The organism is Olleya sp. HaHaR_3_96 (assembly GCF_019278545.1).
Taxonomy (GTDB): Bacteria; Bacteroidota; Bacteroidia; order Flavobacteriales; family Flavobacteriaceae; genus Olleya.
Genome location: NZ_CP058987.1, coordinates 3,286,815 through 3,304,598 on the forward strand (window position 1 = coordinate 3,286,815; position 17,784 = coordinate 3,304,598).

The window sequence follows — 17,784 nt, forward strand, 5'->3', positions numbered from 1 at the left end:
TTATGAACGATACTATAGAACAGTTATTTAAAAATTTAGACCATCAATTTGATGTTGAAACTCCTGCACTAGGACACCAACAGCGTTTTATGGACAAATTAAACGCTTCAAAAACAGACCTTAAAGTGACTAGTAATAAATCTAGTTATTGGAAACCGTTACTTGCTGTTGCCGCCTCTATTGCTTTAATTTTAACCATTACTTTTAATTTAAAGCCAGATACTGCAGATAAGGATTTAGCAAGTATCTCTCCAGAACTAGCAGAAACACAAAGTTTTTTTGCAAGCACCATCACGTTTGAGTTAAAGAAACTGAATACTGAAAAAAGCCCAGAAACGGAGCAACTTGTAAACGATGCCCTATTGCGATTAGGACAATTAGAAAAAGAATACAAAAATTTAAAATTAAACTTAATAGAAAGTGGCGAAGACCAACGTGTTATTTATGCGATGATTACCAACTTTCAAAACAGAATAGATTTACTGCAAAGCACGCTTTTACAAATTGAAGCGATCAAAACATTAAAACAAAACAATTATGAAACTACTATATAAATTAACCCTCTGCTTACTGCTTCCGCTATTTGCATTTTCTAATACCGGCAATTGGGATGGCAAACACACCAAAAAGAAAACAATCACTAAGGAGTATACTGTTAACGATGATGCGACACTTAAAATAGCCAATAAGTATGGTAATTTAGATATTATTACGTGGACAGGAAACACGATAACTATTGAAGTTACTATAACCACTAATGGGAATGATGCAGATGAAGTTGCTAACAGAGCAAATGAGATAGATGTCGAATTTTCTGCTAACGCAAGTTTTGTATCTGCCGAAACCGTTATTGGCAAAAAGAAAAAAAATGCTTGGTGGAATTGGTCTGACAACGATAATGTTAATATGAAAATTAATTACGTGGTTAAATTACCAATTACTAATAATGTCAATTTAAATAATGACTACGGAAATATTACCATTGATACCTTAGAAGGTCATGCCGAAATCCATTGTGACTACGGTAAAATTACCACTAAAGAGCTACTTGCGGATAATAACGTAATCTATTTTGATTACACCAATAATAGTTATTTTGAATATATAAAAAGTGGAAAAATAAATGCCGATTATAGCGGTTTTACTGTAGCAAAAACTAAAGACTTAAATATCACAGCAGACTACACTAAATCTCTTATTGAAATAGCAGAGAACATAAATTACAACTGTGACTATGGCAGTTTACGTGTAAACAAACTAAACAGTATTTCGGGTAACGGAAACTATTTGACTGTTGTTTTAGGTGACGTTTATAAAAATGTGAATTTAAATGCAGATTATGGCTCTATTAAAATAGGAAAAATGACCAAAAATGCCAAAAATATAAATATTGAATCTGATTATGTAGGTATAAAAATAGGAATAGATCCTGAATATGCTTTCAATTTTGATATCAGTTTAGAATATGGAGGACTTAATGGGCACGACGACTTTGAAATAGAAACCAAAAGCCTAAAAAACACTGATAAATACTATTCTGGTTTTCATTATAAAAAGGATTCCGGAAACTTAATAAAAATAAACTCAGAATACGGAAGCGTGTCTTTTGAGAATAAATAATCAATTAATAACACAAAAATCAATCATCATGAATTATTCAACAACAAATCACAACTACGTAAACCACAAGAGTAGCGTCCTTAAAACATTAAAACAAACATTAGTATTATCATTAGCTTTACTTGTATTTACCTCTTGTAATGCCCAATGGGGAAATGGAAAAAAAATTAAAGGAAATGGAAACGTTACAACTATCACCAGGTCTACTTCGGACTATGGTACTATTAGATTAGCCGGTTGGATGAATTTTGAATTAGTAAAAGGTACAGAAGGCACAATTACTATTGAAGGAGAAGAAAACCTATTAGATTATATCATAACAGAAGTTGAGTCCAACAATTTACTTATTAAAATCAAAAACAATATCAACTTAAAACCAAGCGGAAGCAAAACGATCACAATCACTATTCCTTTTGATGATATTGACAAAGTGTCTCTTGCTGGGTCCGGAAATGTATCCTCTAATGCAACTATAGATTCTAATAATTTTGAAACTAAAATATCAGGATCTGGAGACATGACTTTAGATATAAAATCTATTAACGTTGATGTTACGATAACTGGATCTGGAGATTTAACAATAACAGGACAAACCAAAAACTTAGAGGCTAGTGTTACTGGTTCTGGAGATTTTCATGGTGGACGCTTACAAGCAGATAATGCAGAAACAAAAGTTACCGGGTCTGGCGGAATTGTTGTTTATGTTAAAGATAATTTAAAAGCAAAAGTAACTGGTTCTGGAGATATCGAATATAAAGGTAATCCTAAAAAAGTGACTAAAAAGGTAACAGGATCTGGAGATATTAGTAACTAGTTTTTCTATTTAAAATAATAAATTGAAAGGATTTTACAAGTATTTGTAAAATCCTTTTTTATGTCTTAAAGTTATTAGTTTAAGAATATTATATTTGAGCCATGCAAAAAAGCTTAGGATATCAAACTACAGTAGACTACTATAATTGTAATAGAGACACCATTAATTCTGTTGCGTCCATAACTCGGATTTTAGAGGAAGCCGCTAAATTAATGAAACTAAACATTGTCAATACAACCATTCACCAATTCTCCCCTATTGGTATTAGCGGTGTTATTGTAATAAAAGAAAGCCATATAGCCATTCATACTTGGCCAGAACACAATTATGTCGCATTAGATTTTTTTACGTGTAGCACATTTAATGACCTTGAAGATGGTATTTTATGGATCAAAGAGCAATTTGAATCTGATAAAGTAGAACAGCAATTTTCACAAAGAGGTTTCTTAAACAAAATGAAGTAAACTATGAGTTTAAAAAAATCAATAGCCAAGTATTTTGATGATGAAAAAGGAAATGCTAAAGGCGAAGACTTATTAGATTATTTCATTTCAATATTAATCCTAATTAATGTATTAGCGATAATATTAGAATCTTATAAAGAGATTTACACAAGTTATAAAGCCTTTTTTACAGTATTAGAGCTTTTTACAATTATCGTTTTTTCTTTTGAATATGTCATACGGGTTTGGGTATCCGATTTAATCTCACCAGAACTTTCTCCAACCAGAGCACGATTAAAATATATATTTTCCTTTATGGGAATTGTAGATTTAGCGTCTATATTACCTTTTTACTTGCCATTTATAGTTTCCTTAGATTTAAGAATAATAAGATTATTACGCTTATTTAGACTATTAAGAGTTTTAAAATTAAATAGAAATTTTAAGAGTTTAGCCGTTATACGATCGGTAATAGTTAAAACTAAAAATGAAATATTAGTCTCTGCTATTTTAGTGTTTATACTACTAATAATAGCATCGACATTAATGTTTTATATAGAAAATAAAGCACAACCAGAAGCTTTTGAAAATATTGGACAAGCACTTTGGTGGGCAGTTGCCACATTAACAACTGTAGGATATGGAGATATTTATCCTATTACAGGACTTGGTAAAATTATGAGTGCTTTTATAGCCTTATTAGGTATTGGTTTTGTAGCCTTACCTACAGGAATTATTAGCTCTGCATACATCGAAGAAATTAGAAGTCAAAAGCAAGCTACAAAGTGTGTTTGCCCACATTGTCATAAAGAAATCAATAACTAATGTTTGAAAATAAAAAACAACACCCGTTAAATAAATTAAAAGTAGGTTTTTCATTTAATTTATTTAAAAACACTTGGACTATCATAGAAGTTGGAGAATATAGCTGGGACACCGGAAACATGAGTGTTGAATACACGATAGAAAATGGGTCACAACGCGCCTACTTAGAAGTCGAATTTTATCGTGGTGAATTTGAAGTTATTTATAGTGAAGATTTAGCTTTAGGTACTATAGATTTAGATGAAATTATTGAAGATACATTTTTTAATTTTGAAGGTAAAGATTACAAATTAGAGGAAACCTATTCAGGCTCTTACAGAAATATGACTACTTTTACAAGTACCGAAACCTTAACGAGCTATCAATTTTATTATAAAAACGATTGTATTACTATTGAAAGATGGAGTGACGGGAGTATTGAGTCTTTTTTCGGAAAAGAAATCAAACCAAAAAAAATAACCAACATTAACACCTTATAACATGACAAAAAGATTCATATATGCTACTGTTTTTAGCCTTTTAGCATTGTCTTGTGGTAACACAGAAAAAGACGTAAAAAAAGTAACCGTAGAACCTTCTCAAGCTATATTGAAAAATATCTCTAATAATGATTTTTCAGTAATACTTGATGATATGACTATTGAAGAAACTGAAAATCAAATCATACACAAACACAAATACAAAGTGTTAGAGTTAAAAAAGGATTCTTTGTACAGTACCAAAAAAGATTGGGCTGTTGTCAACCAAGACTTTTTCTCTAGTCATAAAAATGATTTAGGAATGGAAATTTTATCGCGTCATAATGGTAAAATATCTACACTAGCACAGCCTGAAGGTTACGGATGGGCGATTGGTAATACTGCTCATGGCGAGTGGGAAGAAACAACACAAGACTCGACCGGCAACAATAATTCAGGGACGACACAAAGACGTTGGAGAACACATTCCACAAGTCCTTTTTTCTGGTTATGGTTAGGTTCTAGACGTAGCTTTTTTAGAAATGATTATAACAATTACAGAAGCTACAATACCACTGGTAGAAGTTATTATGGTCAAAATAGCAACAATACGTATGCACATGGTACACGAAGTAACTATCAGAAAAAAAATAGACCTTCTTTTTTCTCAAGAAAAAGTAAAAATTCGTCACGTTGGAATAATTTAGAAAAAAGAACAAGTAGAAGCTCTTCTAGATATAAATCAGGATCTTCTACAAGATCTAGATCAGGAGGAACAGGAAAATAGTAGCTTTGAGATATACTAAAAAACAAAAATCTACCGCCTTAAAAGTCGCTTTATTTGCAACAGGTTTAAGCGGTATAGTGGCAGAATATATTCTATCCACATTAGCCTCTTATTTTATTGGTAATGCTATATTACAGTTTACATTAATTGTTTCCATCATGCTATTCGCCATGGGATTAGGTAGTAGGCTCTCTAGACTATTTACTGGTAATGTCATACTTTCTTTTATAGTAACAGAATTAATACTCTCTGTTTTTATATCCTTTTCAGCCATTATTTGCTACTTATTTTATGGGTTTACAGATTTTTCTTGGTTAATTATTTACCTGTTTTCCATATTAATTGGTCTATTAATTGGTTTAGAAATCCCTTTAGCCACACGTATAAATGATGAGTATGAAGAGTTAAGACTTAACATTTCTAACATACTTGAAAAAGATTACTTCGGAAGTTTAATTGGTGGTTTATTTTTCGCTTTTGTAGGTTTACCCTATTTAGGATTAACCTATACTCCGTTTATCCTCGGTTTTCTTAACCTAAGTGTCTCCTTTTGGTTATTTATGGTCTTAAAAGAGACTTTTTCTAAAAAAACCAAAAAGCTTTTAGTGATAACCTATATTATAGTCAGTACTTGTATTGGACTTGGACTTTATTTTGCCAACCCTATTGTAAAATACGGTGAGCAAGTAAAATACAAGGATAAAATCGTATTTACTAAACAAACCAAGTATCAAAAAATTGTTATTACTAAATGGAAAGATTGGCACTCGTTATATATTAACGGAAACCAACAACTCTCTTCTTTTGACGAGTTTATGTATCACGAACCTATGGCGCATGTAACAATGGGTTTAGCGCCTAAAAAAAGTAATATTTTAATTCTTGGTGGTGGTGATGGCTGTTTGGCCAGAGAAATTTTAAAATATAATGAGGTCAACACAATTACACTGGTTGATTTAGACCCCGTAATGTTAGCATTAGGTAAAGACAACACTATTTTTAAGACGTTAAATGGCAACGCCCTAAACAGTCCTAAAGTAACGACTGTAGCAGATGATGCTTTTTCTTTTTTAGAAAGAAACCCAGCACTTTATGATATTATATTTGTAGATCTTCCTGATCCAAACAATGTCGACTTAAATAAACTATACACTAAAGAGTTTTACTATCTATGTAAGAATAAATTAAGTGACGACGGATTAATGATAACCCAATCAGGAAGCCCCTATTACGCTACAAGAGCCTTTTATTGCATTGAAAAAACCATGCGAGCTGCTCAACTATATACTATTCCGTTACATAATCAAATTTTGACATTAGGAGAATGGGGTTGGATTATAGGTAGTAAAAACAAGATAACTACAAAGCAAGTTCATAATGTAGATGTTTCTAGTATACCGTCCTTAAAATGGCTTAATAATAATTCTATTGGCTTATTGACAGCTTTCGGAAAACCATTGGCAGATACAACCAATATTAAAATAAATACTATTTTTAACCCTAAACTATATACTTATTATAAAGAAGGGAATTGGAATTTGTATTAATTTTTAAACATAAAAAAGCCCCTATTATAAATTATGATAGGGGCTTTTTTGTTGGTACTATGTCGTTATTCGTAAAAATACTGAACAGAATAATCATCTAAGCTACCCACTTCATAATCAAAATTAGAAGTTAATGGATAATCATCATTATTATACGTATAACTCACCGTATAACTTTCGTCTGGATTAGATGTGCCATCAATTGTAGAGCTCTTTGCTGTTTCATTATTATTTCCAATATACATACTATTTAAAACTAAAAGCGTATCAAAAGCAAATACATTCTTTAAAGCGCCATTCTTATTATCATAAGTATATTGATCTACATTACTTCCATCTGTCCAACTCACAACATTACCATTGGTAATTAAAATTGTCCCTGTATAATCTAACGATTCTACTCCAGAAGCTTGATCAGTAACATAATCGGTCACAGTGATTGTTCCATCGGTATTGTAAGCATAAGCCGTTCTTTGACTTTGTACTCCATTATTTATAAATAACACCTCGTTTATTACTCTATTTTGGCTGTCATATTCTAGTAATGTGTAATCAAGATCTAAATTACCACTAGAATCATATATCTCTGAATCAATTCTTGTAAGTAAATTGTTTTCATAAGTAAACGTATCGGTTTCCCCATCAGAATCAACCATACTAGTTAATCTATTGCCATCATAATTAAAATCTACTATTAGTGTAGATCCATCCCCATAGGTCCAAATTGTTTTTTTAAGTAAAACGGAATTCTGACTTGCACAATCTCCTAATCCATCAATTATACTTTGTAAAGCCCCATTTGCATCACCACAAACAGTAATCTGATTTTGTAATGCTGTTTTATAAGCATTACATAAACCTGCATTAGTCGTGTCATTATTATAAGTATTTTCTGCTAAAGATGTAGCATCCACTGCGTCAGCACAACTCGCATTAGTTGTTGTTACTAGACTCCAAATTGATGTTCCTGTAACTACAGCAGTGGTAGATCCACCACCGGGAATTGTATTAGTCTCCGTTGTATCTTGAATTAACGTTAAAGTTTGTCCATTATCAGTAATACTAAAATCTAATGTTTGTTCACCTTGCGCTTGAGATAAATCCATACCTTGAAATTCTAATGTAAAAAAGGCACCATTTACAGTCATTTCATTACCATTAACAGTATAACTTCCCGAACCATTAACATCATCTAAAGATAAATCCTGTATACTATTTTGACCATTAACAGTCGAATTGACATTGTAACCATAATTTCCTGCTGCATTAAAAGTATTAGCTGCCGTAAATGTCATGTTATAATTTGTGTCCATACTTTCAACAATGGTATTAGACTCTACGGTTGTACCATTAACTTCTCCAGTACTGCTTATTGTATTATTAAAACTTACTAAAGTCCAAGTACCAACTATTGAAGAAGGAGAATTTTCTCCATCAAGACCTGAAAACTCACCTTCTAAGGCTTCATTTTCACAACTAAACAATACTAATACTAAGGATAATAATGGAAGTAATATTTTTTTCATTTTATATGATTTTAGATCATAAATTTAAGACAATTAATTTAATCCCCCTTCTTTTGGAACTCTAAACAGTAAAATAATTCCTATTAAAAAGAACACGAATAAAAACAAGATAGCATTACGCATACTTCCTGTTATTTGATCTATAGTAGCAAAAATCACCATTCCAATTACAATTCCAATTTTTTCCGCAACATCATAAAAACTAAAATAAGAGGTGGTATCCTCTGTTTCTGGTAAAAACTTGGAATACGTCGATCGAGCTAAACTTTGCACGCCTCCCATCACTAAACCAACAAACCCAGCAGCTAAATAAAACTGCATAGGCGTTTCCATAAAATAGGCGTAAAAACACAATAGCATCCAAACGACATTTACAATAATAAGTGTTTTAATATTCCCAAATTTTGAAGAGGCAACGGACGTCAAGAAAGCACCTAGAACGGCTACCAGTTGAATAACTAATATACTGACAATTAAACCTTGCGTTTTAGCATCTGCCCCTCCCCAATCAATTTCTTCTTCTCCAAAATACACCGCAACCAACATAATCGTTTGTACCGCCATACTAAACACAAAAAAAGCGATTAAGTACCGTTTAAGTCTTAGATCTTTCTTTAACTCAATCCAAACCAACCTCAACTCTTTTAAGCCATTAAAAACAACTGCTCTAGTTACTTTATGTCCTTTTGACACCCCTTTAGGTAAAACATAAAATGAATATTGGCTAAACAAAATCCACCACAAACCTACGGTTATAAAGGAAGTTCTCATTGCTTGCATTGACCCTAAATCCTTAGCATCTTCCAATGCTTTTACTATTTGGGCTTCTGTACAATTTTCTCTGATAAATTCTGAAATACTAATATCAAACCCAAACCAATCTGGTTTCATAACCATTGCAAGGTTTAATAATAACAATACAACGCTACCAATGTATCCTAAACTAAATCCTTTTGCACTAATACTATCCTGCTGTTCTGGATAAGCTATATCTGGTAAATATGAGTTATAAAACACCAAACTCCCCCAATATCCAATTAGTCCCATGAAGTAAAATAATAAGCTAATATGGATAGACTCGATACTAAACCAGTATAAACCAATACACCCAATACTACCTACGTAACAGAAAAATTTCATAAAATTTTTCTTATTCCCTACATAATCTGCAATACCCGATAATATAGGAGATGTAAACGCAACTACCAAAAACGTAAATGCAGTCACATACGTTATTAATGCGGTACTTTTAAAGACCATTCCAAATGCAGGCACCGTTTTTTCTACTTGGGATACAAATAGTGCTGAATAAAAAATAGGAAATATCGAAGATGCTATTGTTAATGTATAAACCGAATTTGCCCAATCATAGAATGCCCAAGCATTAAGTAATTTTTTACTTCCTTTTTCCAAATGTGCCATTTAATAGTTGTTAGTTAGTTTTTTAAAAATACAAAAGCTGCTCTATAAAAGAGCAGCTTCGAAAGTAATTAAATATTTTTAGAAGTAACTTAGTATTTCCCTAAAGGTCTAAAACTTGAAACTCCAAACTTTTTTGCTTCAGCTTTAGCAGCTGGTGCTAATGCTGTTAAATTATCAATACGTGTTTGATTTGCAGGGTGTGTACTTAAAAACTCTGGTGGCGCTTCTCCTCCACTTGCTAATGCCATACGTCTCCATAAATTTGCAGCTTCATCTGGATTATAACCAGCGATAGCCGTTAAGTATAATCCAATTCTATCCGCTTCTGTTTCATGACTTCTACTAAAAGGCAACATTCCTCCAACATTAGAGACCACTCCATAGGACTGATTAAAAATACCTAATTTTTTTTCATCATTTGCCAATGCTACATTACCTGCAACAGACAACCCTTGTTGAATCATACCTGCACTCATACGTTGTTGCCCGTGATTTGCTAATGCGTGTGCAACCTCATGTCCCATAATAGCAGCAACTGCAGATTCGTTTTCTGCAACCGGTAAAATACCTGTATAAAATACAATCTTACCTCCTGGCATACACCAAGCATTGACAATATCCTCATCAATTAAGTTATACTCCCATTTATAGTCACTTAAATAACCTTCTTGTCCATTAGCATTTAACCAACGTTCTGCAGCTACAGCAATACGCTGACCTACACGTTTAATCATATCGGCACGAGATGTACCCGTTTCTACTTTACTTTCTGTCAATACCTGATTATATTGTGCAAATGCAGTTGGAAACAACTCTGTATTAGACACAAATGCAAGTGTCTTTTTTCCAGTAAATGGATTAGTAGCACATGACAAAAACATCACCAATGTTAATGTTACAACTATTGTATTCTTAAATTTCATATTTAGTATTGTTTATTCTTTTATAAATCTACAAAAACTTAGCCACAATTAACTAATGACCTTATTTTTGATGTTAACAACATCGTTTAACATCAAAAATAGTCTTTGAAATGCAGTATAAATGAAATTAGTTCCCGATTAAATGAATTTCAGAAAACTTTTTATCAATAACCATAGACACCGTTCCATTTACTTTTAGATGCTCCAATGAGATGATTTCATTATCAATTTGAATCTCTTTAATCTCGAAAGGTAAACCATGAATATTTAGTTTAAAGGTCTTGTACGAGGCTTCATACTTTCCTTCTTTATGTTGCTGTATAATTAACTCGTTAGCCTTACCAGTTAGTTTAAACGTTCTGAAACTATAACGCCCTTTAGTATAGTCATAACCATCATGCGCATCATCATACAACTCAGACACTTCTTTTCCTAATTTATAATAGACTTCCAATGCTAATTCTTCTATTTCAATTTCACCAACATATTGTTGCACAGGAAACTTAGGAATAATTGCCCCTTCTTTTATAAACATTGGCATACTGTCTATTTCAGCATCTACCCATTTTTCTTTTCCGCCTTCAACATATTCGTCTGTCCAGAAATTATACCAACTTCCTCTTGGAATATACATTCTACGCCCTTTTGCATTTGGCTCTTGAATTGGACACACCAATATTTGATTTCCGTATACAAATTCATCTGTTCTATAATGCGTTTGTTGGTCTTCTTGATCGAATAAGACTAGTGATTGTAATAATGGTGTCCCATGTTCGATCAGCTTCCAGAATGCGGTATATAAGTACGGTAACAATTGGTAACGTAGTTCAATAAATTTTCTAACAATGTCCGTAACATCATCATCAAATGCCCAAGGTTCTTGATCACCATGGTCTCCAGAAGAATGCACACGACAAAATGGATGAAATACGCCTAACTGAATCCAACGTGTATATAATTCGCCTTGAGGCTGTTCAGCAAAACCACCAATATCACTCCCTGCAAAACTAAATCCAGACATCGCCATACGCTGTGCTTGAATGTTTGCAATACTTAAATGCTCCCAAGTAGCCACATTATCTCCTGTCCAAGTAGACGTGTAACGTTGCGTTCCTGAATACGCTGCTCTGGTTATAACAAACGGACGTTTAGGGTAATTAAATTTTTTCATTCCATGGTACGTCGCTCGCGCCATTTGCATGCCATAAATATTATGCGCTTTTCTATGACTACAACGGTTACCATCATAATCATGTCTAACATCATCAGGAAATGTTTTGTTTGGCACTTCCATAACTGCAGGCTCATTCATATCATTCCAAACCCCTTGCACACCAATATCTTCTACTAATTCTTTGAATAAGCCTGACCACCAATCTCTAACTTCTGGTTTAGTGAAATCTGGGAAATAACATTCTCCTGGCCATACTTTTCCTTTCATGTAAGGACCATCAGCACGTTTACAGAAATAGTCTTTTTCTAATGCTTCCTTAAACACAGAATATTCGTGATCAATTTTAATACCTGGATCTATAATAGCGACTGTTTTAAAACCATCATCCAATAACTCTTTCACCATACGTTTAGGATCTGGAAAATAGTCTTTATTCCAAGTAAAGCATCTAAAGCCATCCATATAATCGATATCCAAATAAATGGCATCACATGGTATTTGTAACTCTCTAAACTTGTTGGTGATTTCTTTGACATTGGCTTCTGGATAGTAACTCCATTTACATTGATGAAATCCTAATGCCCAAAGTGGTGGTAATTGGTGTGGCTTTCCTGTCAAATCGGTATAATTTTCCACCACATCATTCATTTTAGGCCCGTAGATAAAGTAATAATTCATCTCTCCTCCTTGTGCCCAAAAACTTGTTACATTTCGTCTTTCCTGACCAAAATCGAAATAGGTTCTAAAGGTATTATCAAAGAAAATACCATAAGCTTTGTTATGATGCAATCCTGTGAAAAATGGAATAGCTTTATATATTGGGTCTGTTTGTTTGCCAAAGGCATAAGAATCTGTTACCCAGTTTTCAAAACGTTTTCCTTTTAAATTTAAATGTTCTGGTTTATCTCCTAATCCAAAGTAACTTTCACGGTCGTTTATGGTTTTACTCATTTTGACAATGTTACCACCATACTCGTAGCTTTCTTCCCAATGAAAACCAATTTCATCTTCATTAATTAAAGTGTTATCCTTAACATCGTAAATACGTATTCTTAAATCTTCCTTGGCGATTTTACATAGTAATTTAGAGGTAATGATATGGTATTCCTCTTCATTTTCTATAATCTCTAAATGATTGTATCCTTTACTCGCGTATTTAGTAATAGCATACGAAAAATCATTATCAAAAGTCCCTGTCGTTGTATATCTAAATCGTAAGACACTGTCTCTAAAAACAGTTAATTGAAGGACCACATTATTATCTGTTGAAAAATATAAAGTATCGACATCTTTTTTGAAAGAGACGAACTTTGATGGAAACATGTTTCCTTTTTGTTCTAATTCGGTATTTACAATCATAATTGTATATTATATATAAAGTAAAAAAACGGAAAATTACACTGTTATGGAAACAATGAATACAGTTATTATTACAAATTATTAACTATAACGTTTTCGATATTAAAAATTATTAAAACCTTTATTATCAGTAGGTAAAAATGAGAAATCAATAGCTTTTACAAAGCCGCTTATTTTGAATTTACTTGATATTTAAAAGCAACCATACCTAAAGGTGGGATTGTGATTTCTACTGAATTCTTTCTAGAATGCCACAATTTTGGTTCCGATAGTAACTGGTCGTTTTTAAAATCTCCTGTTCCAAAAAACGATTTATCATCACTATTAAAAACCTCTATTAAACTTCCTTTTTTAGGTAAACCTATACGATAGTTTTGTAAAGGCACAGGCGTCATATTACAAGCAATAATCACATTGTCTTTTGGCTGGTTTCCTTTTCTGATAAATACAATAACAGAATGCTCCGCATCTCCATAATCTATCCACTCAAAACCTTCGTGAGAAAATTGCTTTTCGTATAATGCAGGTTCTGATCTATAAAATGTATTTATAGCCTTAATAAACTGGTTAACCCCTTTATGTGATTGGTATTCTAATAAGTGCCAATCTAAGCTGGTTTGAAAGTCCCACTCTTCACTTTGACCAATTTCTGCACCTTGAAATAAAAGTTTTGTTCCTGGATGTGTAAACATGTAACTGTATAACAATCTCAGGTTTGCAAAACGCTGCCACTCGTCTCCTGGCATCCGCCCTAAAATGGATTTTTTGCCATAGACAACTTCATCATGACTTAAAGGCAACATGAAGTTTTCAGTAAATGCATAGGTTAATGAAAAAGTGATATCGTTTTGATGGTGTTTTCTATAAATAGGTTCTTTTGCAAAATACTGCAATGTATCATGCATCCATCCCATCATCCATTTCATCCCGAAACCCAAACCACCTAAAAAAACTGGTTTTGAGACTCCTGGAAATGCGGTGGATTCCTCCGCTATGGTTTGTACATCGGGAAAATTACTATAGACAGCGACGTTTAACTCTTTCATAAACGCAATAGCGTCTAAGTTTTCTCGTCCGCCGTAAATATTAGGCTCCCACTCGCCTTCTTCTCTACTATAATCTAAAAATAGCATAGACGCCACAGCATCTACACGTAATCCATCGGCATGGAATTGCTCTAGCCAAAAAATAGCATTACTTATTAAAAAGGACTTCACCTCGTTACGTCCATAATTAAAGATTAAGCTTTTCCAATCTTGATGATAGCCCTTTTTCTTATCTGGATGCTCATACAAACAAGATCCATCAAAAAACCCGAGACCATGCGCATCTTCAGGAAAATGTGAGGGTACCCAGTCTAATATAATTCCGATGTCATTTTGATGCAGCTTATCGACTAATAATTTAAACTCTTCGGGATATCCAAACCGCGATGTTGGTGCAAAATACCCTGTAATTTGATAGCCCCAACTTGGGTCGTACGGAAACTCCATGATTGGCATCAGCTCTACATGTGTAAAATTCATGGTTTTGACGTAATTGACTAAGTCTTCTGCCAACTCTACATAAGATAAAAACCGATTGTCCTCGATTTGCTTTTTCCAAGACCCTAAATGAACTTCGTACACAGAATACGGTGCATTTAATGCATTTTTGGCTTTACGAGAAGCCATCCATTTCTCATCTTTCCAACTATAGTAATCTTCCCAAACTATGGATGCAGTGTTTGGATTATGTTCACAACGTCTAGCATACGGGTCTGCTTTCTCTGTTACAATACCGTTATTATTACTTTGTATTTTGTATTTGTACGTATGCCCTTTGCCTACATTGGGTATAAATCCTTCCCAAATACCACTTTCGTCCCATCGCACATTTAGTAAGTGTTCGCCTTCTGTCCAATAATTAAAATCTCCAACTACAGAGACTTGCTTAGCTGTTGGTGCCCAAACAGAAAAATAAGTGCCTTCTACTCCATTTACAGTCCTGATATGCGATCCAAATTTCTCGTACAACTTATAGTGTTTTCCAGACTTAAATAGATTAATATCAAATTCTGTAAATAAACTAAATACTGTTACATCTGCCATATATTATATTACAAACCCATTAGGTATTATTGCTCCTTTTTTAATAACTACAATACCGTCTTTAATCACGTAAGTATCCGTTTCTATATTTTCAAGATGCTTTCCACCATTAATACGCACATCATCTCCAATTCTTATATTTTTATCAATAATGGTGTTCTTAATAAAGCAACGTTCTCCAATTCCCATTAAAATGCTTACCTTATTTGATTCTATTTCTTTTAGAGATTCATAAGAGTCACATCCCATCATATAAGTATTAATAATGGTGGTCTCTTTTCCAATTCTTGATCGTATACCAATAACCGATTTTTCAATTTTTGCTGCATGAATAATACAACCTTCAGCAATTACCGCTCTATCTAAAGCTGTTCCAGAAATTTTAGAGGTTGGTAAAATCCTTGCACGTGTATACACACTTTGGTCTTTATCGTATAAATTAAATTTCGGGATATCATCCGTTAAACCAAGATTAGCTTCAAAAAACGAATCGATATTACCTATATCCGTCCAATACCCTTCAAACTGGTAGCTTAAGGTTTTATGCTTCTCAATGGATTGAGGAATGATTTCTTTACCAAAATCAATAGTATCCGGATTACTCATTAACTCAACCAATAGGTCTCTATTAAAAATATAAATTCCCATAGAAGCTAAATGATGCTTGCCTTGTTTTTCCATTTCTGGGCTTACAGCAGACGTCCAGTCTGGTAATAATGAAGCATCCGGCTTTTCAATAAACGACGTGATTACATTTTTATCGTCTGTTTTAAGGATCCCAAAAGACGTCGCATCTTTTGCATTGACAGGTATTGTTGCTATTGATATTTTAGCTTTAGCCTTTACATGCGCATCTACCATGGCATTAAAATCCATTTGGTATAACTGATCCCCGGATAATATTAAAGCATATTCAAAATCATGTTGTAAAAAATGATGCATACTTTGTCTAACCGCATCTGCTGTACCTTGAAACCAACCTTCGTTTCCTGGAGTTTGCTCTGCTGCTAAAACATCTACAAAAGCAGAACTAAAAAAGCTAAAATGATATGTGTTTTTTATATGACGATTTAACGATGCCGAGTTAAACTGTGTTAACACAAACATACGTTTGATATCAGAATTTATACAATTAGAAATAGGGATATCTACCAATCTATATTTTCCTGCAATAGGTACTGCTGGTTTAGATCGTGTTGCAGTTAAAGGGTATAATCTTGAGCCTTGTCCTCCTCCTAGAATTATAGATAACACTTTATTATTAATCATATTTATTTTTTTAAAGATTGGTATAAATTAATATATGCTTTTGCTGAAACGTCCCATGAATGATCAATAGTCATGATGTGTTTGGTTAGTGACTTAAAGATAGACGTTTTATTGTATAAATCAATACTTCTATTAATTGCATGGTAAATTTCTTCTACTGTAACCTGCTCATGGCTGATCCCAAAGCCGTCTTTTTCATTAATATCAATAACGGTATCTTTTAATCCGCCAATACTTCTTACCACAGGGATCGTACCATAGCGTAAAGCATATAATTGATTTAAGCCACAAGGTTCTACTCGTGATGGCATTAATAAAAAGTCTGCGCCAGCATACATATTATGAGATAATGCTTCGTCATATCCTATAAAGGCATTATAATGACCTATATATTTTTCTTTAAGGTGAAGTAAAGCCTGTTCTGATTCATAATTACCCGAGCCCAAAACCAACACGCTACACCTGTTATCTTCTAACGCTTTTTCTAAAGCTAGAGGAAAGACATCTGCACCTTTTTCGTATACTAATCGTCCTATAAAAATAATTAATGGTTTTGTTTCATCTAAATCAAACGTTTTACAAAGGGCTAATTTATTTTTTAGTTTTCCTTTATGTACCGTTTTTAAATTATAGTTTACTTTAATATAACTATCTGTTTCCGGATTCCAAACGTCACTATCAATACCATTTAAAATACCGATACATTTATCGCTTTCGGCGCTTAATAAGCTTTGCAGTCCATTAGCTTCCATTTTCAGTTCTTCCATATAACTTGGAGAAACCGTCGTTACACGCCAAGCACATTTAATCGCAGAAGCCAAAGGGTTAATGTTATTATCCCAATCTAAAAGACCTGTTCTAGACGTGTCAAATTCTGGAATTAAATGTAATTTATCATACCCAAACCAACCTTGATATTGCGCATTATGAATTGTAGTAAGCACTGGTATTGTATTTAATGCTTGATATTTATAACATTCTTGAAGCATAAACGGAATCAATCCTGTATGATGATCATGGCAATGAATAATTTCTGGTTGTTCCGTTAACGTTAAAATCCAATCCAAAGCTGCTATTTGGAAAGCAAGAAACCGATCGGTATCATTATTAGAATAGACGTATGCTTTAAAAAGTAATTCTGGAATAGCTATAAAAAACACTTCAAAATTTAAAATCTCTGCTTTGGTTTTTAACACTTTAAAATTAATTTCTGAGTCGCCCAAAACAATGGGAGCTTCATAAACTGTAGAAAAAATATGAGCCTGTGTAAACGCATTATCATAATAAGGCATGATGACAGAAGCGGAATGTCCCAAATTATTTTGATACTTAGGTAATGCTCCTACAACATCTGCTAATCCACCAACTTTTGCAATGGGATAACATTCTGCACTAATATGAAATAGTTTCATTTTAAGATAATTTAATTAGACGATGAAAAGTTACATTTAAAAATTGAAACCTTAAAATGTTATTTTTAATTTAAAATTACGACAGTATTAATTCTATTTTAAGTTTTTACAATAC

At 33.0% G+C, this 17,784-nt stretch carries 15 protein-coding genes; 8 read left to right on the forward strand and 7 right to left on the reverse strand.

The features are described from left to right. Positions 1–2: 2 nt before the first annotated feature. The 8 genes from H0I26_RS14430 (at position 3) to H0I26_RS14465 (ending at position 6,494) form a co-directional block, all read left to right on the forward strand. Positions 3–554, forward strand: a complete 552-nt coding sequence (locus H0I26_RS14430; RefSeq protein ID WP_218699704.1) for a hypothetical protein — start codon at positions 3–5, stop codon at positions 552–554. Continuing rightward, positions 538–1,620 carry a hypothetical protein gene (locus tag H0I26_RS14435; RefSeq protein ID WP_218699705.1) on the forward strand — a complete coding sequence of 361 codons (1,083 nt, stop codon included), beginning with the start codon at positions 538–540 and terminating at the stop codon, positions 1,618–1,620. Before H0I26_RS14430 ends, H0I26_RS14435 begins: the two co-directional genes overlap by 17 nt. Positions 1,621–1,648: 28 nt before the next feature. Further along, positions 1,649–2,434 carry a head GIN domain-containing protein gene (locus H0I26_RS14440; protein ID WP_218699706.1) on the forward strand — a complete coding sequence of 262 codons (786 nt, stop codon included), beginning with the start codon at positions 1,649–1,651 and terminating at the stop codon, positions 2,432–2,434. Positions 2,435–2,535: 101 nt separating this feature from the next. After that, complete coding sequence (gene speD / locus H0I26_RS14445) at positions 2,536–2,898, forward strand: adenosylmethionine decarboxylase (protein ID WP_136584349.1); 363 nt, start codon at positions 2,536–2,538, stop codon at positions 2,896–2,898. A gap of 3 nt (positions 2,899–2,901) precedes the next feature. Then, positions 2,902–3,702 (forward strand): ion transporter, encoded by an 801-nt coding sequence (locus H0I26_RS14450; protein ID WP_218699707.1) that lies wholly within the window; start codon positions 2,902–2,904, stop codon positions 3,700–3,702. Further along, the gene (locus H0I26_RS14455) at positions 3,702–4,181 is read left to right on the forward strand and encodes a DUF4178 domain-containing protein (RefSeq protein WP_218699708.1); all 480 of its coding nucleotides are present in this window, start codon (positions 3,702–3,704) and stop codon (positions 4,179–4,181) included. Before H0I26_RS14450 ends, H0I26_RS14455 begins: the two co-directional genes overlap by 1 nt. Before the next feature lies 1 nt (position 4,182). Beyond that, positions 4,183–4,947: a hypothetical protein gene (locus H0I26_RS14460; RefSeq protein WP_218699709.1), complete on the forward strand. Its 765-nt coding sequence runs from the start codon at positions 4,183–4,185 to the stop codon at positions 4,945–4,947. 5 nt (positions 4,948–4,952) lie between these two features. Further along, positions 4,953–6,494 carry a polyamine aminopropyltransferase gene (locus H0I26_RS14465; protein ID WP_218699710.1) on the forward strand — a complete coding sequence of 514 codons (1,542 nt, stop codon included), beginning with the start codon at positions 4,953–4,955 and terminating at the stop codon, positions 6,492–6,494. A gap of 65 nt (positions 6,495–6,559) precedes the next feature. Here the strand turns inward: H0I26_RS14465 and H0I26_RS14470 are convergent, their stop codons facing one another. The 7 genes from H0I26_RS14470 to H0I26_RS14500 form a co-directional block, all read right to left on the reverse strand. After that, positions 6,560–8,020 carry a hypothetical protein gene (locus H0I26_RS14470; RefSeq protein WP_218699711.1) on the reverse strand — a complete coding sequence of 487 codons (1,461 nt, stop codon included), beginning with the start codon at positions 8,018–8,020 and terminating at the stop codon, positions 6,560–6,562. A 33-nt stretch (positions 8,021–8,053) separates the two neighbouring features. Continuing rightward, positions 8,054–9,442, reverse strand: a complete 1,389-nt coding sequence (locus H0I26_RS14475; RefSeq protein WP_218699712.1) for an MFS transporter — start codon at positions 9,440–9,442, stop codon at positions 8,054–8,056. Positions 9,443–9,531: 89 nt separating this feature from the next. Then, positions 9,532–10,365 carry a M48 family metallopeptidase gene (locus tag H0I26_RS14480; protein WP_218699713.1) on the reverse strand — a complete coding sequence of 278 codons (834 nt, stop codon included), beginning with the start codon at positions 10,363–10,365 and terminating at the stop codon, positions 9,532–9,534. A gap of 127 nt (positions 10,366–10,492) precedes the next feature. Further along, the gene (locus tag H0I26_RS14485; RefSeq protein ID WP_218699714.1) at positions 10,493–12,898 is read right to left on the reverse strand and encodes a glycoside hydrolase family 31 protein; all 2,406 of its coding nucleotides are present in this window, start codon (positions 12,896–12,898) and stop codon (positions 10,493–10,495) included. Positions 12,899–13,068: 170 nt separating this feature from the next. After that, complete coding sequence (gene glgB, locus H0I26_RS14490; protein ID WP_218699715.1) at positions 13,069–14,988, reverse strand: 1,4-alpha-glucan branching protein GlgB; 1,920 nt, start codon at positions 14,986–14,988, stop codon at positions 13,069–13,071. Positions 14,989–14,991: 3 nt separating this feature from the next. Continuing rightward, entirely contained in the window at positions 14,992–16,257 is a 1,266-nt protein-coding gene (locus tag H0I26_RS14495) for a glucose-1-phosphate adenylyltransferase (RefSeq protein ID WP_218699716.1), read from the reverse strand. Positions 16,258–16,259: 2 nt separating this feature from the next. After that, entirely contained in the window at positions 16,260–17,669 is a 1,410-nt protein-coding gene (locus H0I26_RS14500) for a glycogen synthase (RefSeq protein ID WP_218699717.1), read from the reverse strand. Between the last annotated feature and the right edge of the window lie 115 nt (positions 17,670–17,784).

Coding starts and splice junctions, on each gene's coding strand:
- H0I26_RS14430 (WP_218699704.1), top strand. CDS start 3: ATGAACGATACTATAGAACAGTTATTTAAAAATTTAGACCATCAATTT.
- H0I26_RS14435 (WP_218699705.1), top strand. CDS start 538: ATGAAACTACTATATAAATTAACCCTCTGCTTACTGCTTCCGCTATTT.
- H0I26_RS14440 (WP_218699706.1), top strand. CDS start 1,649: ATGAATTATTCAACAACAAATCACAACTACGTAAACCACAAGAGTAGC.
- speD (WP_136584349.1), top strand. CDS start 2,536: ATGCAAAAAAGCTTAGGATATCAAACTACAGTAGACTACTATAATTGT.
- H0I26_RS14450 (WP_218699707.1), top strand. CDS start 2,902: ATGAGTTTAAAAAAATCAATAGCCAAGTATTTTGATGATGAAAAAGGA.
- H0I26_RS14455 (WP_218699708.1), top strand. CDS start 3,702: ATGTTTGAAAATAAAAAACAACACCCGTTAAATAAATTAAAAGTAGGT.
- H0I26_RS14460 (WP_218699709.1), top strand. CDS start 4,183: ATGACAAAAAGATTCATATATGCTACTGTTTTTAGCCTTTTAGCATTG.
- H0I26_RS14470 (WP_218699711.1), bottom strand. CDS start 8,020: ATGAAAAAAATATTACTTCCATTATTATCCTTAGTATTAGTATTGTTT.
- H0I26_RS14475 (WP_218699712.1), bottom strand. CDS start 9,442: ATGGCACATTTGGAAAAAGGAAGTAAAAAATTACTTAATGCTTGGGCA.
- H0I26_RS14480 (WP_218699713.1), bottom strand. CDS start 10,365: ATGAAATTTAAGAATACAATAGTTGTAACATTAACATTGGTGATGTTT.
- H0I26_RS14485 (WP_218699714.1), bottom strand. CDS start 12,898: ATGATTGTAAATACCGAATTAGAACAAAAAGGAAACATGTTTCCATCA.
- glgB (WP_218699715.1), bottom strand. CDS start 14,988: ATGGCAGATGTAACAGTATTTAGTTTATTTACAGAATTTGATATTAAT.
- H0I26_RS14495 (WP_218699716.1), bottom strand. CDS start 16,257: ATGATTAATAATAAAGTGTTATCTATAATTCTAGGAGGAGGACAAGGC.
- H0I26_RS14500 (WP_218699717.1), bottom strand. CDS start 17,669: ATGAAACTATTTCATATTAGTGCAGAATGTTATCCCATTGCAAAAGTT.